A 21,663-nucleotide genomic window follows, 5' to 3' on the forward strand; every position below is an offset into this window, starting at 1 on the left:
ATCCCGGGGGCCTCTTTCGTGTGCGCCGGAGTAGTAAGTTGAATTCTGAATTTCTACATTCGGTGTAGCGGTAACGGGAATCCCCGCATTCGCATTCCGGCTACCTGTCGGCCACTTGGGAGACGGCGAGTTCAACGTCCCGTCGGCGGCAGGGGGTTGGGGCGTGCCGTGGGCCGTACCGGTGTGGGCGGAGGCCGGTGGTTTCGCCGATGTGCGGGTGACGGGGGCGGCTCAACGATGGCGGCGTTCCTCTCCATCCCCTCACAGCACAGGGAGAATCCCTCATGGAGCCGCAGCACAGCGCCGCCCCCGCCGGGGGCCGGCATCAGCGCAGGAACCGGAGCAGGCGGCTGAGACTCGGGCTGGCCGCCCTGGCGCTCGCCGTCACCGGTACGGGCTTGGCGGTCCTGCCGACGGCGCAGGCCGGTACGGAGTCCACGGCCGCGGCGAAGGCCGCGGCGGAGAACCCGCACGAACGGGGCCCGGACCCCACCGAGTCGAGCATCGAGGCGCCGCGGGGCTCGTACGACGTGTCGAAGCGGACCGTCTCCTCCGCGGTGAGCGGATTCGGCGGCGGCACGATCTACTACCCGACCAGCACGGCGGACGGGACGTTCGGCGCCGTCACCATCGCGCCCGGCTTCACCGCGTCCCAGTCGAGCATGGCCTGGTACGGGGAACGGCTGGCCTCGCAGGGCTTCGTGGTGTTCACCATCGACACCAACACCACCTCCGACCAGCCCGCCAGCCGCGGCAGGCAACTGCTCGCCTCACTCGACTACTTGACCGGCCAGAGCGACGTGAAGTCGCGCATCGACAGCAGCAGGCTCGCCGTCATGGGGCACTCCATGGGCGGCGGCGGCACGCTGGAGGCGGCCAAGTCGCGGCCGTCCCTGAAGGCGGCGATCCCGCTCACGCCGTGGAACACCGACAAGTCCTGGCCCGAGGTGACCGTGCCGACGTTCGTCGTCGGGGCGGACAACGACACCATCGCGTCGCCGACTTCGCACGCCGAGCCGTTCTACAAGAGCCTTCCGACCGGCACCGACCGTGCCTACATGAAGCTCCGGAACGCCACGCACTTCGCGCCGAACACGGCCGACACGGAGATCGCGAAGTACAGCATCTCCTGGCTGAAGCGGTTCGTCGACAGTGACACCCGCTACGAGAAGTTCCTCTGCCCGCTGCCCGCGAAGGACCTCCAGATCGCGGACTACCAGGGCAACTGCCTGCACTGACAGCTGAGTTGACCAGAAGTGGCCGCCGCGCCGCCGGACACTCCGTCCGGTGCGCGGCGGCCACCGCCCTGTGCGGGGCCCGGGTGCGCGTACGCGGTCAGTCGTCGACGACCGTGAAGTCGTGGAGCTTGCCGAGTTCGCGGAGAGACCCCAGGCCGGGCATGCCGTCGGCGTCCTTGCCGGTGTAGCCGAGAGCGCGCTGCCATGCGGCGTACGCCTCGACCGTCTGCGTGCCGTACGAGCCGTCTATCCACTTCGGGGACAGCAGCCCCTCCGCCACGAGGGCGCGCTCCACCAGCAGGACGGCTGCCTTGTGCGTGGTCTGGCCCGCGGGATTGTCCGGGTCGACGCTGGCTGCGGACTTGACCTGGTACAGGTGAACGGTGGCGGCCATGGCAGGCCCCCTTCTCTGGTGTGGGCGGGCCCGTGCGTCGGCGAACTGTCCGTCGTGTACGGGGCGGTGGGCGGTGCGGTTGCCGTCCATACGCAGTATGGCGCCGTACGCAGCGTGTGGGCCCCGTTGGGTGGGCCCAAGTGCGGTACGTCGGGGGTGCGTTGACCGGGGCGCCGCTGGCGGGCGCGTGCGTTCCGTACCGGGGACGTGGCCTTGCGGGTGCGGTCCTGTGTGCCCACCCGTTCCGCCCCTTGGGCGGACCAGCTGCCCACACAGGGTTAGCCGCCCATGACGTATTTGACTGTGGGGCCCGTGGTCCAGCCGCCGTCCACGGCGAGTTCGGCGCCGGTGATGTAGGAGGCCGCGTCGGAGAGGAGGAAGCAGACGGCCTGGGCGATCTCGGAGGGTTCGCCGACGCGGGCCATCGGGGTGTTGGGGTAGTTGCCCTCGCCCTGCTGGATGCCGACCTGGGCCGTCATGGGGGTGTAGGTCATGCCGGGGTGCACGGAGTTGACCCGGATGCGTTCCGTGCCGAGCTCCACGGCGGCGATCTTGGAGAGGCCGCGGACGCCCCACTTGGACGCGCCGTAGCCCGCGGTGAGAGCGAGGCCCATCAGGCCCGCGGCCGAGGAGAGGTTCACGATGGAGCCCGCGCCGGCCTGCTTCATGGCGGGGATGACCGTCTTGAGGCCGATGAAGACGCCGTTGAGGTTGATGTCGATGACGCGGCGGAAGTCCTCGACGGACACCGTCTCCAGGGGCTGGCCCATGCTGATGCCCGCGTTGTTGACCAGGCCGTCGAGACTGCCGAACTCCGCGACCGCGTAGTCCGCCGCGCGCTGCCACTCCTCCTCGGACGTGACGTCGTGGCGTATGAACCGGGCCCGGTCGCCGAGCTGTTCGGCGGTCTCCCGGCCCTCGTCCTCCAGGACGTCGGTGAGGACGGCCCGGGCGCCGGCGGCCACCGCGCGCTGTGCGGTCTCGGCGCCGATGCCGCGGGCCGCGCCGGTGATGAGGACGGTCTTGCCGCGCAGGTCGCCCGTGACGTCGCCGGGCAGTCCTGTGGGGGTGTTCATGGAAGGCTCCAGGGGGAGTTGCTCAGGGTTTCGATGTTCTGCGCCACCAGCGCGGCGGGCCCCTGCGGGCCGTCGGCGGGGGTGCCGGGCCCGGACGCGGCCCAGTTCTCCACGGCGATGCGTACGGCGGTGCTGCCGGCGGCCGCGGCGAGCCGCAGCCCGAGCGACTGCCGGTCCCGGCCTGTGCGTTCGGCGAGGACGCCGGCGAGTGCCGACTCGGCGTCGTCGTACGCGTCGTTCCACACGGAGCGCAGCGCCGGCGCCTCCTCGGCGAGCCGCAGCAACTCCCGTACCCGGCCCATCGATTCGGCGTTCGCCGGGTCGGCGGAGTCGAGGGCCTCGCCGGCGGCGTGCGTCAGCGCCGCCGGAAGGGAGAGCCCGGAGGGGGCGTCCCGTACGGCGTCGACCCACAGGCGGACGCCGGCGGCGAAGACGGGGGCCACGGCCTCCTCCTTCGTCGCGAAGTAGCGGTAGAAGGTGCGCGGGGCGACGCCCGAGGCGCGGGCGATGTCCTCGGCGCGGGTGGCGCGCAGGCCGTGCTCGATGAACAGCTCGGTCGCGGTCCGGGCGATGTCCATCCGGGTCGCGGCCTTGCGCCGCTCGGTCAGGCTCGACATGACAGCAGGATATGTCTGCTTGGCACAATCTGCCACCCACCGCATACGGTGTCCCCGCGCCGCTGCTCGCGCGTAGAGCGGCATCTCGCGCACAACGCACAGCGCGCAGTACGGGCGGCAGCGGTAACGGCAGGGGCAGACGAGCGAGAGGTGGCGGAGCGGTGCGTCGGCGGCGGTTTCTTATCGGGGCGACGGGTGCGGCTGGGGCGGTCGGCGCCTCGGCGTTCGGGCTGACGGGCTGCGGCAGCGGAGCCGGGGACGGCGAGCTGCACGTACTCGCGGCGAGCTACGACAAGAGCGTGGGCTCGGCCATCGTGCGGCAGTGGAAGAACTTCGTCGCCGGCTTCGAGAAGAAGCATCCGGACATCCGCGTACGGCTGGAGTTCGCCGACTTCAAGAAGATCGACAAGGTGCTCGCGGACCGGGTGCGGGACGGCCGCTCACCCGACATCGCCCAGTCCAACACGTACGCCGACTACGCCGAGGACCAGCGGCTCTACAACGCGTCCGAGCTGTTCAGCATCCCGGCGCAGGCCGACTTCCTGACCTCGTTCGCGCAGGCGGGCGAGGTGCACTACACCCAGTACGGGATCCCCTGCCTGGCCAGCGTGCCGCGGCTGTTCTACAACCGGAAGCTGTTCGCGCGCGCCGGCATATCCGGCCCGCCCACCAGCTGGGACGAGCTGAAGTCGGCCGCCGCCGCACTCAAGTCCGCGGACGTGCCCATCCCTTACGGGTTGCAGCTGGGGCCCGAGGCGGCGGAGGACGAGGCGCTGGCGTGGATGGTCGCGGCCGAGGGCGGCTACGTGAGCACCGCGGGCTACGACTTCCAGACCCCCGTCAATGTCCGGGCCCTCACCTGGGTGCGGGACGAGCTGGTCAAGGAGGGGCTGGCGGGCCCCGACCCGTCGCGGTTCACCCGCACCCAGGCGTACGGCGCGTTCCTGACCGGGAAGGTCGGCATGCTGCTCGCGCACCCCGTACTGCTGAAGACGGCGCAGGCGGCGCGGATCCCGTACGGGCACGCCGCGTTCCCCGCGCAGCACGGCGGCGCCGCGCCGCCGGTGGGGCTCAACGACTGGATGATGGCCTTCAAGCGGAACGGCCGCCGCAAGGAGGCCGGGAAGTTCCTCGGCGCCCTCTACACCGACATGAAGTCCCCCATGGGCTACCTCGGCGGCCAGGGCACGCTGCCCGTGCGCACGTCGACGCTGGAGAAGCTGCGGGACGACCGCGGCCAGCGGGAGCTGTGGAAGTTCATCGACGCGATGGGCAAGGCCGAGTTCCAGCCGGTCAGCCGCAGTTCGTGGAACACGGTCAAGCTCCAGGTGCGCGGCCGGATCGGCAGGGCGGTGCTGCCGGACGGCGAACCCCGCGCCGTGCTGGGCTCGTTGCAGCACACGGCGGAACGGGCGGAGGCCAGGGCCCGCGCCTCGTAAGGCACTTGGGACCCCGGCCCCGTACGGCCCGCTGTCCGCCGTCAGCCCTTCTGGTTCTCGTTGAACTCGTCGACCCACTTCATGTGCTGCTCGTAGCTGTCCGTGAAGCGGGTGTCGCCGGGCTTGACGGTCACGAAGTACACCCAGTCGCCCTGCGGCGGGTCCGCCGCGGCCTTCAGCGCGTCCTCGCCCGGATTGCCGATCGGGGTGGGCGGCAGCCCCTTGTGCTTGTACGTGTTGTACGGGCTGTCGAGCTGCGTGTCGGCGTGGCTGGTGTTCAGGGTGGAGCGGCCCATCGCGTAGTTGATGGTGGAGTCCATCTGCAGGGGCATGCCCTTGCGTTCGCGGTTCTCGATGACGCGGGCGACCTTGCCCATGTCCCCGGGGGTGTCGGCCTCCGCCTGGACGATGCTGGCGAGGACGACGGAGTCGTACGAGTCGTCGCCGAACTGCGCGTACTTCTCCCTCGCGGTGTTCACCATGAAGCTGAGCAGCGAGGCCGGGGTGGTGCTGTCGTCGACGGGGTACGTGGCGGGGTACAGAAAGCCCTCGGGGTTCCCGTTCGCGGACTTCGGGAGCTTCAACTTGCCCTGCCGTACCGCCTTTTCGGCCGCCTTCTTCGTGGTGCCCGCCGGCTTGCCGAGGACCTTGTCGGTGTTCGCGTACACCTGGCTCGCCCGCTGTCCCTCCGTGACAACGAGTGCCTCCGGCCCGTCCTGGCCGCCCAGCAGCCGGGTGACCAGCACCGCGGCGGCCACCACCAGCACGCACAGCAGGGCCAGCCCGACGAGCAATCGCTTCCGCTTCGTGGTCATGCAGGCAACCTAACGGGTGAGCCGCGGGCGGGGCTCATTGTCAGTGGCGGGGTGCACGATGACGGACATGGCGAATGCGAAGGGAATGCCGCGAGTCAGGCATCCGCAGGTCAGCTTGCCGGAGCTGAGGGCGTACGAGGGGGAGCCGGGCCCCTCCGCGCTGGAGCCCGACGGGGACCACGACGGGCTGGAGTTCGCGGATCTCGACCTGGGCGGGGCCGACGGCGCGGGCTCCCGCTTCCTGGAGTGCGCCGTGCGCCGCTGCGGGCTGGAGGGGACGGGTCTGGAGCGGTCCCGGTTCATCGACAGCGTGCTGGAGGGCGTGTGGGGCGTCGGCACGGACCTGGCCGGAGTGGAGCTGCGGGATGTCGAGATGTCCGACGCCCGGCTGGGCGGTACGAAGCTGCACGGGGCGCGGCTGACGCGGGTGCGGGTCCAGGGCGGCAAGATCGACTTTCTGAACGCCCGTCAGGCGCGGCTGAAGGACGTGTCGTTCGAGGGGTGTGTGCTGATCGAGCCGGACTTCGGCGGGGCGACGCTGGAGCGGGTGTCGTTCGACGGCTGCGTGCTGCGCGGAGCGGAGCTGTCGCAGGCCACGCTGCGCGATGTGGATCTGCGCGGAGCGGTGGAGCTGGGCATCGCCTCCGGCCTGGACCGGCTGTCCGGCGCGGTGATCAGCACGGCCCAGCTGATGGAGCTGGCCCCGGCGTTCGCCGCGCAGCTGGGCGTCCGGGTCGAGGACTGAGCGCGGGTGCGGGGGCCGCCGCTAGCCGGCTCCTGTCCGCTGCGTGGCCCGGCGGGTCAGACGCGGGGGAAGCGGGCGCGGAGGTCCCAGAGGACGGGGTTGTCCGCGAGGCCGTCGTGCATGTCCGTGAGGTCCGCGAGCAGGTCGTGCAGGAAGTCCCGCGCCTCCCGGCGGAGCACCGCGTGCTGGAAGGTGAGCGGCGGCTCGTCGGGGTGCGCCCAGTCGGCGGTGACGTCCACCCAGCCGAACCGGCGCTCGAAGCGGAGCAGTTCGGCGCTCTCCGTGAAGTCGAGGTCGGCCCGCTGCGGGCCGGGGGAGCGGCTGCCGCGCGGATCCTCGTCCAGCTGCTCGGCGATGTCGCACAGTGCCCAGGCGAAGTCCAGCACCGGAAGCCAGCCCCAGGAGGTCTCCAGCTCGCGGTCGGCCTTCGTGTCGGCGAGATAGACGTCCCCGCAGAACAGGTCGTGCCGCAGCGCCCGTACGTCCGCCGTGCGGTAGTCCGTCTGCGGCGGGTCGGGGAAGCGGTGGGAGAGCGAGTAGCCGATGTCGAGCACGCCCCGATGGTGTCACGGGGCGCTTTGCGGGCGACGCCGCCTTCGCGTGCGGCCCTCTGCGTGCCTCGCGCCTTGTGCCGGCGGCCGCGGTTCCGCTGTGGCGTGCGCGGTTCCGCGCGCCCCTGCTCGGGAACGCAACCGCCGCCCGGCCCATGGGCGGGGCCGGGCGGCGGCTACGTGCGGCGCGGGAACGTCAGACGTTGACGCCGAAGTCCTGCGCGATGCCGACCAGACCCGAGGCGTAGCCCTGGCCCACGGCCCGGAACTTCCACTCCTGGCCGCTGCGGTACAGCTCGCCGAAGACCATGGCGGTCTCGGTGGCCGCGTCCTCGCTGAGGTCGTAGCGGGCGATCTCGGCCTCGCCCGCCTGGTTGACGATGCGGATGAAGGCGTTCCGCACCTGGCCGAAGTTCTGGCTCCGGGACTCGGCGTCGTAGATGGAGACCGGGAAGACGATCTTCTCGACGTCGGCGGGCAGGCCCGCGAGGTTGACCTTGATCTGCTCGTCGTCGCCCTCGCCCTCACCGGTGACGTTGTCGCCGGTGTGGACGATCGACTGGTCCGGCGTGGCCTTGTTGTTGAAGAAGATGAAGTGCTGGTCCGAGAAGACCTTGCCGTTCGGGTTGACCGCGATGGCACTCGCGTCAAGGTCGAAGTCCGTACCCGTGGTCGTGCGGACGTCCCAGCCGAGGCCGACCGTGACGGCGGTCAGGCCCGGTGCCTCCTTGGTGAGCGAGACGTTGCCGCCCTTGGACAGGCTTACAGCCATGGGGATGCCCTTCTCTCGTGAGGTTCTGGTGAGGGTCCGTATCCTCCACCCTCCACAACGCGGAGCGGGGATCGACGGGTTCCAAGTTCGCGATTCTTCTTTACGTTCTTTACCTGCCTGCCGAAATCCGCGTGACGCGAGGGGGACAGGCGCGGGATCATGGCACGCATGTCCGGTCCCTACATCATCCGCGGTGCGGTCTCCCTGCCGGAGGCCGAGCTGGAGTGGCGCTTCAGCCGCTCCTCGGGTCCCGGCGGGCAGCACGTGAACACCACCGACAGCCAGGTCGAGCTGCGTTTCCCGCTCGCCCGCACGGAGGCGCTGCCCGAGGTGTGGAAGGAACGCGCGCTGGAGCGCCTCGCGGGCCGGCTGGTGGGGGACGGCGTGCTGGTCGTACGGGCGAGTGAGCACCGTTCCCAGTGGCGGAACCGGGAGACGGCGGCCGTCCGGATGACCGCGCTGCTGGCCGAGGCGACGGCTCCGCCGCCGCGGCCGCGCCGCGCGAAGAAGGTGCCGCGCGGGGTCAACGAGCGGCGGTTGCGGGGGAAGAAGCAGCGCGGTGACTTGAAGCGGGGGCGTTCGGGCCGCGGGTGGGACTGAGCGGCGCGTACGTGCGGCTTCGGGTGCCCCCTGGGGTGGGTCCGGCGGCTGCGGCTCGCGCTGTGGGTTCGCGCAGTTCCCCGCGCCCCTCTTCGCGCAGTTCCCCGCGCCCCTGATCCCGCGCCGTTTCCCGCTTCAGCCCATCGCGCGGTAGCGGCCGCGGAAGTAGAGGAGCGGGCCCGCGTCGTCCGCGTGCGGCAGCGAGGCGGTCAGTACGCGGCCGATCACCAGCGTGTGGTCCCCGGCGGGGACGCGCTGTTCCGTGCGGCACTCCAGCGTGGCGAGGGCCCCGTCGACCAGGGGCGCGCCGGTCTCCTCGCCCACCTTGTGCGGGAGTTCGGAGAACATCAGCCGGTCGCTGAGCCGGCCCGTCATGGCGAACCGTCCGGCGGTCTGCCGCTGAGCGTCCGTCAGCAGGGAGGCCGCCCACAGCGGTTGGTGGTCCAGCAGTTCGTCCATGCGGGAGCCGTCACGGACGCTGACCAGGACCAGCGGCGGGTCCAGCGACACCGACATGAAGGCGGTGGCGGTCATGCCGACGGGTTCGCCGCTGGTGCCCTCGTCCGCGTCGTACGCCGACACCAGCACCACGCCTGCCGCCAGCCGTGCCATCGCGGCCCGGAACTCGTCCTCGCTCACTCCTCCAGCATGGGGCATGGGGGAGGGCTGCCGGTTCGCCGGGACCTTCGGTGCTGTCTGGTGCTGCTGCGCTGCGTTGGACACATCAGGACGGTATCGGGCCGCGCCCGCCGGCCGCATCGGCCTCCGGGACCAGCCGGGTCCTAGGCCCGCTGCCGGTCCCGGGCACGATCGGGCATAGGCCCGCCGCATGATCCACACATCCGGGCGCGGAAGCGGGGCGACACGGTCAACACACAACGGACGCTTGTGACTTGAGTCACATAGGTGACTAATTGTTGACCCTGTGTACCGAGTGAACAGCTCGCTGTGATTCAGTGGCCGTTGGCAGTTGGACAAAGGCGTCCCGCGAACCCACGATCCCGGGGAGACCCGAGCACACCTGGAGTTGACGAGGCTCAGGGGGGAGGGCGATGGAAACCGAGTCGGAGCCCTATGTCCGCCTCGCCAGTCTGCGTCAGCTGCACGGCGTCGTCGCCGAGCTGAACACCGCCCGAAGCCTCGCGGACACCCTGCAGACCGTCGCCGACGGCGTCGTGCACGGGCTCGGTTTCGAGATGGCGGCCGTCAACCTCGTACGGCCCGACGGTGATCTCGTGGTGGCAGCCGTCGCCGGCAGCGCGGGCGCGGAGGCGATGCTCTCCGGACGCGTCGGCTCGCGGGCCTCCTGGGACCGCCGGCTCTCGATGGGCGAGCAGTGGGGACAGCTGCGGTTCATCCCGTACACCGAGGGCTGGGTCCTCGACGACGACGATGTCCCGCAGTGGCGGCCGACCGGGCCCGTGCCGCGGTTCGCCGACGAATGGCATCCCATGGACCGGCTGTTCGCGCCGCTCTACGCCTCGGACAGCGAGCTGCTCGGCGTGCTCTCGGTCGACCGGCCGCGGAACGGCCGCCGTCCCGGCGCCTGGGGCCGTGAGGCCCTGCAGATGTACTCGTTCCAGGCCGCCATCGCCATCAGCAACGCCCGGCTCCGCTCCAATATGCAGCGGGCGCTGGTCCGGCTGGAGCGCGAGCAGTCGGCGCTGCGGGCCAGCGAGGAGAGCTTCCGGCAGGCCTTCGAGTACGCGCCGAGCGGCATGGCCGTCGCCGAGATGGGCGGCGACCAGCACGGCCGGCTGATACGGGCGAACGACGCGCTGTGCCGGCTGCTGGGCCGCCCCGCCTCGGCGATGCGCCGCTACTCCTTCTCCGACCTCGTGCACCCCGAGGACATCGGCACCCTGCTGCGTACGTCGGCCGAGGGCGGCCGGGCCGAGCTGCGGCTGGCCCGCCGCGACGGCAGCTATGTATGGGTCTCCCTGCGCAACTCCGTGGTCGCGGACGCCGCCGACGGGCCGCGTTTCCTGCTCACCCACGTCGAGGACATCGAGGAGCGCAAGCGGCACGAGCTGCAGCTCGCGCACCGCGCCAGCCATGACTCGCTGACCGGCCTGCCGAACAGCGCCGAGCTGCGGGCCCGGCTCACCGCGCGGCTCTGCGCCCACCCCGGCCCGCCCTCGGTGGCAGGCCGGGTGTGCCAGGTGGACGGCTCCGGCGGCAGGGCGGCGGACACCGACGGGCACGGCTTCAGCGCCGACGGCCTCGACGGCCTGGAGCAGCTGGACGCCGTCGACGCGATGGACGCCATGGAGGGCACGTCCGTGCGCAATGGTCCGCTGCGTACGGGGACGGTGCCGTACGACGGGCATGTGCACGCGGTCCCGCCGGAGGGGAACGGCCCGGGTGAGAAGGGCCTCGCGGTGCTCTTCTGCGACCTCGACGGTTTCAAGTCCATCAACGACCGCTTCGGCCACCACTGCGGCGACGCCGTACTGGTCGAGGTGGCCCGGCGTCTTTCGGACGGTGTGCGCGACAACGACACGGTCGCGCGGCTGGGCGGCGACGAGTTCGTCGTGCTCGCCGACGGGCTGGGCGCCGACGACGCACAGGACCTGGCAGTCCGGCTGCGGAACGCGATCATCCCCCCGATCCGGGTCGACGGCCGCGCGGTACGGGTCGGTGCCAGCTTCGGCATCGGCTGGGCGTGCTGCGGCATGACGGCCGAAGAGGTGCTGCAATCCGCTGACCAGCGGATGTACATCGAGAAGCGGTCTCGCTCCAAGAGTGCGCGGAGGGCGGGCTGACGGGCTGGACGTGACCCCCCTGTGATGGCCCTGTGATGTGGCATGGCGGGTTTCACACCGTGTACCACCCGAGATCATTTCGGCGTTGGCGACCGTCCCCTGGTAGGGAGGTAGGCTCGGCCGGATACCTGACGCAGTAAGGAGTGACAGGGGATGACCGCCGAGAACAACGGCACGGGTGCGGCGCCCGAGGGCGACGACCCGTTCGCCCACCTGTACCGCCAGGAAGGCGGCGACGGCTCGACGGCCCCGCAGCACCAGCCGGGTGTCCCCCGACGCTCGTACAACCAGGTCCGCACGGTGGGCGAGCGGCAGTACGGCCAGCGCCCGCAGCCCAACGCGCACTACCAGGCGCCCGAGACGATGCCGGGCGGCCGCGCGGCGGCCCGTCAGGGGCCCCCGCAGCCGCCGCCGCAAGGCGGGCACGGCGGGCACGGCGGTCACGGTGGAGGCCGGGGCGGCCGGAATCACAACGGTCTGCTGATCGGCGCCATAGCGGTGGTCGCCGCTGTGGTGGTGGGCATCGGCGCGGCCGTGGTCTTCAACAGCGACGACGGCGCGCAGGCCGACAACAAGCCCGGCAAGCCCAGCGGCACGAGCGAGCAGAAGAAGCAGAGCCAGGACACCGGCCAGAAGACGGCGGCGGGCCTCCCCAAGGAGGACGCGGCCAAGCTGGTGCTCGACGGCGGCGCGTCCACGATGAAGGAAGTCCCGGGCGCGAAGGCCGCCGGAGGTACGTACGTCGGCAACTTCAACAAGCCCGGCGCGAAGGTCACTTGGGACGTCAAGGCGCCGAACGCCGGCGACTACCGGCTGTACGTGCAGTACAGCTCCGCCGGTGAGGACGCCAACGCGACGCTGTCGGTGAACGGCAAGCCGAACCCGCAGCCGCTCGGCATGAAGAACTTCACCGGTGCGCCGAAGGGCGACTGGGAGAAGGGCTGGATGAACACCTGGGCCCCGGTCACGCTGACCGGCGGCGACAACAAGCTCGAGATCTCCTGCGGCGACGGCAACCAGTGCAACGCGATCATCGACCAGGTGTGGCTGGGCAAGGCGTAACACGCGGCGTGCGGCGCCGGACGCGGCGCGGCACCGCGTACGGGAACGAAGCGCGCCGGGCGGGAGCAGCGACTCCGCCCGGCGCACCTGTGTGCGGCCGCGCGTACCTGTGACCGGCGTATCCGTGCGGCCCGGTGCAGCCGTGTGATCTGGCGCGCAGTCCGCGAACCGGCTTGCCGTTCCGGTGAAAGCCCCGTTGACTGCTGGTGACCAAGTACATTTCTGTTGCAGGGGGTTCACAAGTGAAGAAGCGGGTTCTCGCGCTGGCCGGCGCCGCGCTGCTGGCGACCATGCCGCTCACCGCGGCGCAGGAGGCCACCGCCTCGGCCAAGTGCTCCAGCGGGTCGGTCTGCGGCTGGTCGAAGATCAACCTCAAGGGCACCAAGTACTCGCACAAGGACACCGGTTCGGGCTGCTACCCCTTCAAGGGCCGCTCCGTGTCCAACCAGACGCCGCACAAGGTGACCTTCTACAGCGACACCTCGTGCTACGGGAAGAGCTTCAGCCTCAAGCCCGGCACCTACGTTTCGAAGATCAACTCGTCGGTGAAGAGCATCGCCATCTGGGGCCCGTAACCGGAAGCGGGGCCCGAACGCGGGTCCGCACACGGGGACTTCGGAAGGGGCGCGGTCTGTGACAGGCCGCGCCCCGCGCGTCAGACCGCCGGCGGATGCTCCGTCACCTTGATGCGGTCCAGCAGGTCTTCGTACGTGTCCTTGTCGAACTCGCCCGCGGCGGGCGCCCGTACGGTCGCGGCCGAGAGCGCCACCGCGCGCGTCAGCCGGTCCGGCCAGGAGAGGCCCTCGACGAGCCCCGACAGCAGGCCCGCGACGGCCGAGTCGCCCGCGCCCGTCGGGTTTCCGGCGAACCGTTCCGGCGGAGTGGCGCGCCAACTCCCCTCCCGGGTCACGGCGATCATCCCGTCGGCGCCCAGTGACGCCACGACGGCCCGCGCGCCCCGCCGCTGTGCGGCCCGCGCCGCGTGCAGCGGCTGCTCGGTGCCGGTGATGCCGGTGACGCCGGCCAGTTCCTCCGCGTTCGGCTTCACCACGTCGGGCCGCGCGGCGAGCCCGCGCCGCAGCGGTTCGCCGCTGGTGTCCAGCAGGACGGGGACGCCGGCGCCGCGCGCCTCCCGTACGAGCTGCGCGTACGCACCCACCGGTACGCCCGGCGGCAGGCTGCCGCACAGCGCCACCGCCCCGGCGCCGCGCAGCAGTTCGGCGTACCGGACGAGGAAGGCCTCCCACTCGTCCGCCGTGATGTGCGGGCCCGCCTCGTTGAGCTGGGTCGTGTCGCCGCTCGTCGCGTCGACGACGCCGACCGTACGGCGGGTGCTGCCCGCGACCGGGACCAGCGCGTCGGTCACCGCGCCCTCCGCGGCCAGCAGCGCCCGCAGTCCCGCGCCCGTTCCGCCGCCGACGAAGCCCGTGACCACGGTTTCGTGGGCGAGTCCGGCCAGTACGCGGGCCACGTTGAGGCCCTTTCCGCCGGGCCGTTCGGTCACCGTCTCGACCCGGTGCGAGCCGTGCACGGACAGCTTGGGCACCCGATAGGTGAGGTCGAGGGCGGAGTTGAGCGTGACGGTGAGGATCACCGGGAGCCACCCCCTGCTTGACATGTGCTCGCCCCGTAACAACTGCGCCAGTGATCATGCCATCGTGCGCGCCGCGGTGCGACCCCGGGTAACCGGCACCGGAGGGAGCCGGCAACTCCCGTACCGGGGCCCGCACTTACGGCCCGAGCAGCCATCACCGCGGCCCGCGCCCCGCTCAGGGCTCGATGATCCATTCGCCGCGCCGCATGACGGCGGTCACGGCGAAGTCCTCGTCCAGCACCACGAGGTCGGCGTCCTTGCCGGGTTCCAGGGAGCCGACCCTGTCGTACACGCCCAGCAGCCGCGCCGGGTTGGCCGACAGGACCCGTACCGCGGTCTCGACGGGCAGTCCGTCCACGGTCACCGCGCGGCGCAGCGCCCGGTCCAGGGTGAGGGTCGAGCCGGCGATCGAGCCGCCCTCGACGAGCCGGGCGACACCGTCGGTGACCTCGACCTCCATCGGGCCGAGCGGGTAGTGCCCGTCGCCCATGCCGGCCGCGCCCATCGCGTCGGTGATGAAAGCGATCCGCTCCGCGCCCGCGCCGCGGAAGACCAAGTCGATGACGGCGGGGTGCAGATGGGTCCCGTCGTTGATCAGCTCGACGGAGACCCGCTCGTCCTCCAGCAGCGCAGCGACCGGCCCCGGCGCCCGGTGTCCGAGCCCCGGCATCGCGTTGAACAGGTGCGTGGCGACCGTCGCCCCGGCCTCGACGGCCTCCAGCGTCTGGTCGTACGTGGAGTCCGTGTGCCCCACGGCGGCGAGCACGCCGTGTTCGGCGAGCAGCCGCACCGAGTCCAGCCCGCCGGGCAGTTCGGGTGCGAGGGTCATCATCCGCGCGGTGCCGCGCGCCGCGTCGACGAGCTTGCGCACGTCGGCCGGGTCCGGGTCGCGCAGCAGCGTGGGTTCGTGCGCGCCGCAGCGGTGCTGCGAGATGAACGGGCCCTCGAAGTGCACACCGGCCAGCTCGCCCTGCTCGGTCAGTTCGCTGAGCGCGCCCGCCTGTTGGGCCAGGTCGGAGAGTTCACCGGTGACGGTGGACGCGACCATGGTGGTGGTGCCGTGCCGCCGGTGGGTCTCGGCGACCCGCAGGGCCTCCTCGGCGGTGCCCGCGGAGAACGACGCGCCCCCGCCGCCGTGCACGTGCATGTCGACGAAGCCGGGCACGATCCAGTGACCGCTCAGGTCGAGCGGCGCGGTCTCCTCGTACGCGGGGGCGTCCTCGGCGATCCGGCCGCCGTCCACCGTCAGCCGCCGGCCCTCGGCCACCCCGGACGGCAGCACCACCCGGGCTCCGGTCAGTACCCTGCGCTTGCTCATCGGCCCGTAACCTCCGCGGAGAGAAGATCCCAGGCGAGGAGTCCCGCGCCCAGGCACCCCGCGGCGTCACCCAGCGCCGCGGGAACGATCGTGGGGAGTTGCTGGAAGGTGACCCGTTCCCGTACCGCTTCCCGCAGGGGTACGAAGAGGAGATCGCCCGCCTCTGCCAGCCCGCCGCCGATGATCAGCGTACGAGGGTCGAGCAGGGTGAGCGCGGTGACGAGCCCGGCGGCCAGCGCGTCCACCGCGTCGTGCCACACGGCCAGCGCGTCGGGGTCGCCCGCCTCGACGGCCTTGGCGCAGTCGGCGGCGGTCACCGTGCTGTCGCCGGTGGCCTCCGCCCAGGCCTTGCCGACGGCGTCGGCGGACGCCAGCACCTCCAGACAGCCGCGCTGGCCGCAGCGGCACGGCGGCCCGTCCTGCGGCCGCACCGTGATGTGCCCGATCTCGCCCGCGCTGCCGTGCGCGCCGGGCTCCACCCGCCCGTCGATGCCGATCGCCCCGGCGATGCCGGTGCCGAGGGGGACGAAGAGGAACCGGTCCACGCCCTCGCCCGCGCCGATCCGCCCTTCGGCGAGCCCGCCCGTCCGTACGTCGTGGCCGAGGGCGACCGGCAGCGCCGTGCCGAAGCGTTCGCGCAGCAGCCGGCGGAGCGGCAGGTCCCGCCAGCCGATGTTCGCCGAGTAGACGGCGACCCCGTTCGCCTCGTCGACGATGCCGGGTACGGCGACGCCGGCGGCGGCCGGTTCGGTGCCGAACTCCCGGACGCCGTACGCGCGCAGCTCGTCGGCGAAGTCGAGGATCCCCTCGACGACGGCCTGCGGGCCGCGCTCCCTGTCGGTGGCGCGGCGGGTCTCGTACAGCAGCTGGTGCTCCGGGCCGACGAGGGCGGCCTTCATGCCCGTGCCGCCCACGTCGAGGGCGATGACATAGCGCTGAGACGGCTCAGCTTCCCGAGGACTCACGGGGCAAGTCTCCCGCGAGAGGGTGCAACAGGTCTAGTCCACTCGCCGGATCTCGTCGCAGTCGCCGTCGGCCCGTTGCCGAAGCGAGACCCGGTGTGGTGTAGACCTTGTGGGGACTGCGGGAGAGACTCGCGACCGGAAATGAGGGGTCCGGAAGCGGTCCGCGGGGGATGACCACGACTTTTTCAGGTGTAAGGGGTATTTCAGGTGGAGCGTCGGCGTTTTCTGGGGCTGGCGGCGACGGGCCTTGCCGGTACGGCGGGACTGACCGTCGCGGGCTGCGGGACCGGCATCGGTTCGGACGACGAGGTGACCCTCAGGATGGTGGCCGCGGACTACGGCGACCCCAACGGCGGCAACAGCTCGCAGGGCTACTGGGACGGCATCGCCCGTGCCTTCACCAAGAAGAACCCCGGCATCAAGGTCGACGTCTCGGTCCACAGCTGGAACGAGGTCGACAAAAAGGTCGCATCCATGGTTGACGCGGGTAACCCGCCCGACCTGGCCCAGATCGGGGCATACGCCAACTACGCCAGCAGCGACAAGCTCTACCCGGTCAGCGACGTCCTCTCCATCCCGGTGCAGGCCGACTTCGTGCAGGGCCTCGCCGAGGCCGGCGAGGTGATCCGCGTGCAGTACGGGATGCCGTTCGCGGCCAGCACCCGGCTGCTCTTCTTCAACAAGACGCTCTTCGCCAAGGCCGGCCTCGACCCGGACTCCCCGCCGGAGAGCTGGAGCGAACTGAAGGAGGCGGCGCGGGCGCTGAAGTCCTCGGGCGTGAAGATCCCTTACGGGCTGCCGCTCGGCCCGGAGGAGGCGCCGGCCGAGACCATGATGTGGATGATCAGCGGGGGCGGCGGCTACGCCGACGACGTCGGCACGTACACCCTCGACTCGCAGGAGAACATCGAGGCCTTCCGCTGGCTGAAGGACGAACTCGTCGGCAAGGGGCTCACCAACGACGACCCGGGGAGCACCGACCGGCAGACGCTGTTCGACGCGTTCAGCCGGGGCGAGGTCGGCATGCTCAACGGCCACCCCACGCTGATGCAGCAGGCCGCGCGGGGCGGCGTGAAGTACGGGACCGGTGAACTGCCGGGCAAGGACGGCCCGTCGAAGGCGACCATGGGCGTCGCGGACTGGCTGATGGCGTTCAAGCAGAGCGGGCGCCGCAAGGAGATAGCCAGGTTCCTCGACTTCGTCTACGAGGAGAAGAACCACTACGCCTTCGCCGACCGCTACGACATGCTCCCCGTGACCACGTCGGCGAGCCGCCGCATGCGCCAGGACCGCAGCCACAAGAAGCTCTGGGGCTTCCTCGACCAGCTGTCCAGCGCGGAGTTCTACCCCGCGGGCAAGGTGTCCTGGGCGCATGTGAGCGCGGACATCAAGCAGTCCATCGGCACGGCCGTGACGAAGGAGCCCGCGAACGTGCTGGGCACCCTGCAGCGCAAGGCCGAGGCCGAGGAGACCACCTCCAACTGACGCCGCGGTGGCGGCGGGACTGTCGGTGGCGGGCGGTACGTTGAGCGCACGGTCAGGGCGAGGGTCGTGAGGGAGCGCCAATGAGTGACGGACCGCATGAGTGAGGGACTGTCGGCGCGGGACGAGGACGTTCTCGCGCTGGAGCGCCGTTCCTGGCCGGGCCCCGGCGCCAAGGAGCGGGCCATACGGGAGCGGCTCGGGCTCTCCCCGACCCGCTACTACCAGCTGCTCAACGCCCTCCTCGACGACCCGTACGCGCTGGCCCACGACCCGGTCACCGTGAACCGGCTGCGGGCCCGGCGCGAGGAGCAGCGCCGCCGCCGCTGAGCGAAGCGCGTCGCGGGCCGTGATCGGCGGGCCGCGCACCAGTAGGGTCCTCGGCATGGTCCTTCCCGCGCTTCCCACCCCGCGCACCGCCGCCGGTGCCGCCGCGTACGACGCGATCCTCCGTGCGCCGGAACGGGCCGTCGTGGCCGTGGACTTCGACGGGACGCTCGCGCCGATCGTCGCCGACCCCGCCCTGGCCCGCGCCCACCCGGACGTCGTGCCCGCGCTGTCCCGGCTCGCCCCGCGGCTGTGCGCCGTGGCCGTGATCACGGGGCGGCCCGCCGAGGCCGCGGTGCGGCACGGGGGCTTCGACGGGGTGCCTCAGCTGGGCCGGCTGACGGTGCTCGGCGCGTACGGCGCGGAGCGCTGGGACGCCGCGACCGGCACCGTACGGGTGCCCGAACCGCCGCCCGGGGTGGCCGCCGTACGGGCCGAACTCCCGGGCCTGCTCCGCCGGGTGGGCGCCCCGCCCGGCACCTGGACGGAGGACAAGGGCAGCGCGCTCGCCGTGCACACCCGGCGCACCGACCGGCCCGCGGACGCCTTCGCGCTGCTCCGGGAGCCCCTGACGGAGCTCGCCGCACGGCACGGCCTGGTCGTCGAACCGGGGCGCATGGTGCTGGAGTTGCGGCCCCCGGGCGTGGACAAGGGGGCGGCGCTGACGGAGTTCGTACGGGAGACGGGCGCCGGCGCCGTGCTGTACGCGGGCGACGATCTGGGGGACCTCGCCGCGTTCGGCGCGGTCGAGCAGCTGCGGGAGGAGGGCGTACCGGGGCTGCTGGTGTGCAGCGGCAGCGATGAGGTGACGGAGCTTGCCGAGCGTGCGGATGTGGTCGTTGACGGGCCGCCGGGGGTGGCCGCGCTGCTGGGGGCGTTGGCCGACGCGCTTTAGTGCTCTGCGCCAGTGTGGCGGCGCCGTTTCGTGTGACCTGCGGCGGGTGACGGCGGCTGCGGTTCGCGTGGGGCTGGTTTCGCGCAGTTCCCCGCGCCCCTTATCTATTGCTTATCCCCCCAGGGCGTGGAGCTGGTCCAGGAACCAGCGGTCCGGGGGGAGTGCGGTGGCCGCGGCCGCCAGTCGTTTGGTGCGCTCCGCGCGCTCGTCCCGCTCCATGGTCAGCGCGGTGTGCAGCGCCTCGGCGGTGCCCGTCACGTCGTACGGATTGACCTCGACGGCGTCCTCGCCCAGCTCCTCGTACGCGCCGGCCTCCCGCGACAGCACCAGCGCGCAGCCGTCGTCCGAGACGACGGGAACCTCCTTGGCGACCAGGTTCATGCCGTCCCTGATCGGGTTGACCAGGGCCACGTCCGCCAGCCGGTACGCGGCGAGCGAGCGCGCGAAGTCGTCCTCGACGTGCAGTATGACGGGCACCCAACTGCCGTTTCCGAAGGTCGAGTTGATCTCGTCGGCGACGCGCTGCACTTCTGCCGTGTAGTCCCGGTAGACCGCGAGGTCCTGCCGGGACGGGTAGGCGAAGGCGACGTGCACGACCCGGCCGCGCCACTCCGGCCTGTCGGCGAGCAGGGCGCGGTAGGCGCGCAGGCCGCGGACGATGTTCTTGGACAGCTCGGTGCGGTCGACGCGGACGACCGTACGGCGCGGCTCGCCGTCCGCGTCCGTACCGACCTGCTCGCGCAGCCGCGCCAACCGCTCGTCGACGTCCGTACGGTGCGCGCGCTCGCGGAGGAAGTCGGCGTCGGCGCCGAGGCCGTGCACGCCGAGCCGGGTGGTGCGGCCGTCGTACGTGACGGCCGGCTCGCCGCCGTCCCCCTGCGTGATCTCCGCGCCGAGCACCCGGGCGCAGCAGTCCGCGAAGGCCTCCGCCCAGCGGCGGGTCAGGAACGCGGCCCGGTCCGCGCCGAGGACGCCGCGCAGCACCTGCGCGGCGACGGCGTCCGGCAGCATCCGGTAGTAGTCGGGCGGCGCCCACGGGGTGTGCGAGAAGTGCCCGATCCGCAGGTCGGGGCGGCGCTCCCGGAGCATCCCCGGCACCAGCGTCAGGTGGTAGTCCTGCACGATGACGGCCGCGCCGTCCGCGGCCTCCTCGGCGAGCGCGTCGGCGAACGCGGCGTTGTAGCGCTCGTACGCCTGCCACTGGCGGGTGAACTCCGCGTCGAAGGACGGCTCCAGCGGCGTCTGGTACAGCAGGTGGTGCACGAACCACAGCACGGAGTTGGCGACGCCGTTGTACGCGTCCGCGAACGTCTCCGCGGGGATGTCCAGCATCCGTACGGCCTGGCCGCCGGTGTCGGCGGGGTCCAGCCGCGCGGGGTGCCGGGCCGCGGCCCGGCGGTCGCCGTCGTCCAGCGCGGCGCACACCCACAGCGCGCCGGCGTCCGGCCCGATCGCGGAAAGACCCGAGACGAGACCGCCCCCACCGCGCTTGGCCAGCAGGCTCCGCCCGTCCTCGGACGGCGTGTACGTGACGGGCCCGCGGTTCGAAGCAACGAGCACACGAGCGAGTTCTCCGGCCATGGCCGGAGCCTAGCCCTCACGCCGGGCGACGAAACGTCGACGGGACGGCGCGTGCGTTGGGTGCGTGGAGACGTGGCCTCGCGGCTGGCGGTCCGGTGTGCCCACCCGTTCCGCCCCTTGGCGGACCGCGTGCCCACACCGAGGTGTGCCCGCCCCGCGCGGCGGGGGTTACGCCGCGTTGCGGGTTGCGTATTCGGGGATCTCTGTCATCGGCGGGCGCTCCTCCGTGTCGATCGGGTGGGTGCGGGGGACGAAGCCCCCCGCGCACTCGCCGCGCTCGAACTGGGTGAGTGCGGGCCGCACCAAGTGCCCGCGCGACAGCCGCAGTTGCGCCGTACGGTAGATCGCCGCGGCCATGCGGCCCAGCGCCTGTCCGTCCTGGTGCCGGTGCCGCCGCACGCCCACGTCCGCCTGGGCCAGCGCGTCCAGCCCGCACAGCTGGAGCGTGTCGATGAGCAGCCCGAGTTCCACGCCGTAGCCCACCGGGAACGGCAGCCGTTCCAGCAGCGAACGCCGCGCCGCGTACTCGCCGCCGAGCGGCTGGACGAAGCCCGCCAGCTGCGGCCAGTGCAGATTGAGCAGCGGGCGGGCCACCAGCTCCGTGACCCGGCCGCCGCCCGCCGGGTCGGAGCCGAGCGGGCGGTCGTACATGGCCTTGACCAGCTGCAGCGACGGATCGGTCAGCAGCGGGCCGACGATCCCGGTGACGAAGGCGGAGGAGAAGTCCACGAGGTCCGCGTCGACGAAGCAGATCACGTCGCCGCTCGTGGCCAGCAGCGAGCGCCACAGCACCTCGCCCTTGCCCGGCACCGCGGGCACCCGCGGCAGCACCTCGTCGCGGTGGATCACTTTCGCGCCGGCCGCGGCGGCGACCTCCGCCGTCCGGTCCGTGGAACCGGAGTCCAGTACCACCAGTTCGTCGACGAGCGGTATCTCCCCACCCATCAGATCGCGCCGGATCACCGAAACGATCTCGCCGACGGTCGGCTCCTCGTCGAGCGCGGGAAGCACCACACTCACGCTCAGCCCGGCCCGTCGTTTCGCGGAAACCAGCTGGTCAAGGGGGAGTTGACCGGTAGCGGGCCAGGAACGACGACTGAGCCACTGCTCTACTTCTGGCAGCACGTGACGCTCCCCATGTGATCCATCTCGCGGTTCGGACGACTATCTCAAGAGTCGGTGCCTTCGGTTACAGTCTTGAACAGCGCGGATGACGACCGCACGTCGGGGTCGCTCTGCGCCCGACGGCTGTCCGAAACACGCTGTCGGAAAAACTTCATACCGCTCATCCAGAGGGGCAGAGGGAACGGCCCGTTGAAGCCCCGGCAACCCTCCGGCCAGGTCCGTGACATCGCGAGGCTCCCGGCTCGGGAAGGTGCCAATTCCGTCTCGTGGCGAGATACGTCATGGGGAAGATGAGGAGAAAG

The 21,663-nt window shown here is 71.7% G+C and carries 22 protein-coding genes and 1 riboswitch; of the genes, 10 read left to right on the forward strand and 12 right to left on the reverse strand.

Features of this window, described 5'->3' with window-relative positions:
• Nucleotides 1–284 precede the first annotated feature (284 nt).
• Nucleotides 285–1,238 (forward strand): alpha/beta hydrolase family protein, encoded by a 954-nt coding sequence (locus AC3AGO_RS19205; RefSeq protein WP_487821443.1) that lies wholly within the window; start codon nucleotides 285–287, stop codon nucleotides 1,236–1,238.
• Nucleotides 1,239–1,335: 97 nt separating this feature from the next.
• On the opposite strand, the gene AC3AGO_RS19210 is transcribed toward AC3AGO_RS19205, so the two are convergent.
• The 3 genes from AC3AGO_RS19210 to AC3AGO_RS19220 form a co-directional block, all read right to left on the reverse strand.
• Nucleotides 1,336–1,632, reverse strand: a complete 297-nt coding sequence (locus tag AC3AGO_RS19210; RefSeq protein WP_487821444.1) for a hypothetical protein — start codon at nucleotides 1,630–1,632, stop codon at nucleotides 1,336–1,338.
• Between the two features lie 278 nt (nucleotides 1,633–1,910).
• The gene (locus tag AC3AGO_RS19215) at nucleotides 1,911–2,708 is read right to left on the reverse strand and encodes a glucose 1-dehydrogenase (RefSeq protein WP_487821445.1); all 798 of its coding nucleotides are present in this window, start codon (nucleotides 2,706–2,708) and stop codon (nucleotides 1,911–1,913) included.
• The gene (locus tag AC3AGO_RS19220) at nucleotides 2,705–3,325 is read right to left on the reverse strand and encodes a TetR family transcriptional regulator (RefSeq protein WP_487821446.1); all 621 of its coding nucleotides are present in this window, start codon (nucleotides 3,323–3,325) and stop codon (nucleotides 2,705–2,707) included. The genes AC3AGO_RS19215 and AC3AGO_RS19220 overlap by 4 nt, the downstream gene beginning before the upstream one ends.
• A 161-nt stretch (nucleotides 3,326–3,486) precedes the next feature.
• On the opposite strand from AC3AGO_RS19220, the gene AC3AGO_RS19225 reads away from it, so the two are divergent.
• The gene (locus AC3AGO_RS19225; RefSeq protein ID WP_487821447.1) at nucleotides 3,487–4,764 is read left to right on the forward strand and encodes an extracellular solute-binding protein; all 1,278 of its coding nucleotides are present in this window, start codon (nucleotides 3,487–3,489) and stop codon (nucleotides 4,762–4,764) included.
• 41 nt (nucleotides 4,765–4,805) lie between these two features.
• Here the strand turns inward: AC3AGO_RS19225 and mltG are convergent, their stop codons facing one another.
• Nucleotides 4,806–5,579, reverse strand: coding sequence for an endolytic transglycosylase MltG (gene mltG / locus AC3AGO_RS19230; protein WP_487821448.1), 774 nt, complete (start codon nucleotides 5,577–5,579; stop codon nucleotides 4,806–4,808).
• 67 nt (nucleotides 5,580–5,646) lie between these two features.
• Here mltG and AC3AGO_RS19235 point away from each other — a divergent pair, with 67 nt between their 5' ends.
• Nucleotides 5,647–6,324, forward strand: coding sequence for a pentapeptide repeat-containing protein (locus AC3AGO_RS19235; protein ID WP_487821449.1), 678 nt, complete (start codon nucleotides 5,647–5,649; stop codon nucleotides 6,322–6,324).
• Between the two features lie 56 nt (nucleotides 6,325–6,380).
• Here AC3AGO_RS19235 and AC3AGO_RS19240 read toward each other — a convergent pair whose 3' ends face one another.
• On the reverse strand, nucleotides 6,381–6,878 hold the full coding sequence (locus tag AC3AGO_RS19240) for a hypothetical protein (RefSeq protein WP_487821450.1): 498 nt from the start codon (nucleotides 6,876–6,878) through the stop codon (nucleotides 6,381–6,383).
• Between the two features lie 193 nt (nucleotides 6,879–7,071).
• Entirely contained in the window at nucleotides 7,072–7,647 is a 576-nt protein-coding gene (locus tag AC3AGO_RS19245; protein ID WP_487821451.1) for a TerD family protein, read from the reverse strand.
• A gap of 168 nt (nucleotides 7,648–7,815) precedes the next feature.
• On the opposite strand from AC3AGO_RS19245, the gene arfB reads away from it, so the two are divergent.
• The gene (gene arfB, locus AC3AGO_RS19250; protein WP_487821452.1) at nucleotides 7,816–8,247 is read left to right on the forward strand and encodes an alternative ribosome rescue aminoacyl-tRNA hydrolase ArfB; all 432 of its coding nucleotides are present in this window, start codon (nucleotides 7,816–7,818) and stop codon (nucleotides 8,245–8,247) included.
• A 135-nt stretch (nucleotides 8,248–8,382) separates the two neighbouring features.
• On the opposite strand, the gene AC3AGO_RS19255 is transcribed toward arfB, so the two are convergent.
• Nucleotides 8,383–8,904, reverse strand: coding sequence for a flavin reductase family protein (locus AC3AGO_RS19255; RefSeq protein WP_487824713.1), 522 nt, complete (start codon nucleotides 8,902–8,904; stop codon nucleotides 8,383–8,385).
• Between the two features lie 395 nt (nucleotides 8,905–9,299).
• Here AC3AGO_RS19255 and cdgB point away from each other — a divergent pair, with 395 nt between their 5' ends.
• The 3 genes from cdgB (at nucleotide 9,300) to AC3AGO_RS19270 (ending at nucleotide 12,649) form a co-directional block, all read left to right on the forward strand.
• Nucleotides 9,300–11,012 (forward strand): diguanylate cyclase CdgB, encoded by a 1,713-nt coding sequence (gene cdgB / locus AC3AGO_RS19260; protein ID WP_487821453.1) that lies wholly within the window; start codon nucleotides 9,300–9,302, stop codon nucleotides 11,010–11,012.
• A 153-nt stretch (nucleotides 11,013–11,165) separates the two neighbouring features.
• A complete protein-coding gene (locus AC3AGO_RS19265) occupies nucleotides 11,166–12,074 on the forward strand; it encodes a CBM35 domain-containing protein (RefSeq protein WP_487821454.1) in 909 nt (302 codons plus the stop codon).
• A gap of 242 nt (nucleotides 12,075–12,316) precedes the next feature.
• Entirely contained in the window at nucleotides 12,317–12,649 is a 333-nt protein-coding gene (locus AC3AGO_RS19270) for a peptidase inhibitor family I36 protein (protein ID WP_487821455.1), read from the forward strand.
• Between the two features lie 80 nt (nucleotides 12,650–12,729).
• Here the strand turns inward: AC3AGO_RS19270 and AC3AGO_RS19275 are convergent, their stop codons facing one another.
• From AC3AGO_RS19275 to AC3AGO_RS19285, 3 genes are all read right to left on the reverse strand, one after another.
• A complete protein-coding gene (locus AC3AGO_RS19275; RefSeq protein WP_487824714.1) occupies nucleotides 12,730–13,668 on the reverse strand; it encodes a 1-phosphofructokinase family hexose kinase in 939 nt (312 codons plus the stop codon).
• Between the two features lie 175 nt (nucleotides 13,669–13,843).
• Nucleotides 13,844–14,986, reverse strand: coding sequence for an N-acetylglucosamine-6-phosphate deacetylase (gene nagA / locus AC3AGO_RS19280; protein ID WP_487821456.1), 1,143 nt, complete (start codon nucleotides 14,984–14,986; stop codon nucleotides 13,844–13,846).
• Nucleotides 14,983–15,951, reverse strand: coding sequence for an ROK family protein (locus AC3AGO_RS19285; RefSeq protein ID WP_487821457.1), 969 nt, complete (start codon nucleotides 15,949–15,951; stop codon nucleotides 14,983–14,985). The genes nagA and AC3AGO_RS19285 overlap by 4 nt, the downstream gene beginning before the upstream one ends.
• A gap of 207 nt (nucleotides 15,952–16,158) precedes the next feature.
• Between AC3AGO_RS19285 and AC3AGO_RS19290 the strand changes: the two genes are divergently transcribed.
• The 3 genes from AC3AGO_RS19290 (at nucleotide 16,159) to otsB (ending at nucleotide 18,655) form a co-directional block, all read left to right on the forward strand.
• On the forward strand, nucleotides 16,159–17,436 hold the full coding sequence (locus AC3AGO_RS19290; RefSeq protein WP_487821458.1) for an ABC transporter substrate-binding protein: 1,278 nt from the start codon (nucleotides 16,159–16,161) through the stop codon (nucleotides 17,434–17,436).
• 96 nt (nucleotides 17,437–17,532) lie between these two features.
• Complete coding sequence (locus AC3AGO_RS19295) at nucleotides 17,533–17,763, forward strand: DUF3263 domain-containing protein (RefSeq protein WP_487821459.1); 231 nt, start codon at nucleotides 17,533–17,535, stop codon at nucleotides 17,761–17,763.
• 55 nt (nucleotides 17,764–17,818) lie between these two features.
• Nucleotides 17,819–18,655 carry a trehalose-phosphatase gene (gene otsB, locus AC3AGO_RS19300; protein WP_487821460.1) on the forward strand — a complete coding sequence of 279 codons (837 nt, stop codon included), beginning with the start codon at nucleotides 17,819–17,821 and terminating at the stop codon, nucleotides 18,653–18,655.
• A 111-nt stretch (nucleotides 18,656–18,766) separates the two neighbouring features.
• Here the strand turns inward: otsB and AC3AGO_RS19305 are convergent, their stop codons facing one another.
• Together AC3AGO_RS19305 and AC3AGO_RS19310 are read right to left on the reverse strand one after the other, a co-directional pair.
• Entirely contained in the window at nucleotides 18,767–20,236 is a 1,470-nt protein-coding gene (locus AC3AGO_RS19305; RefSeq protein WP_487821461.1) for an alpha,alpha-trehalose-phosphate synthase (UDP-forming), read from the reverse strand.
• A 168-nt stretch (nucleotides 20,237–20,404) separates the two neighbouring features.
• Nucleotides 20,405–21,361: a glucosyl-3-phosphoglycerate synthase gene (locus tag AC3AGO_RS19310; protein WP_487821462.1), complete on the reverse strand. Its 957-nt coding sequence runs from the start codon at nucleotides 21,359–21,361 to the stop codon at nucleotides 20,405–20,407.
• A gap of 157 nt (nucleotides 21,362–21,518) precedes the next feature.
• Nucleotides 21,519–21,658, forward strand: a riboswitch (SAM riboswitch).
• The last annotated feature ends 5 nt before the right edge of the window (nucleotides 21,659–21,663 follow it).

This window comes from Streptomyces sp. BL1, assembly GCF_057628045.1.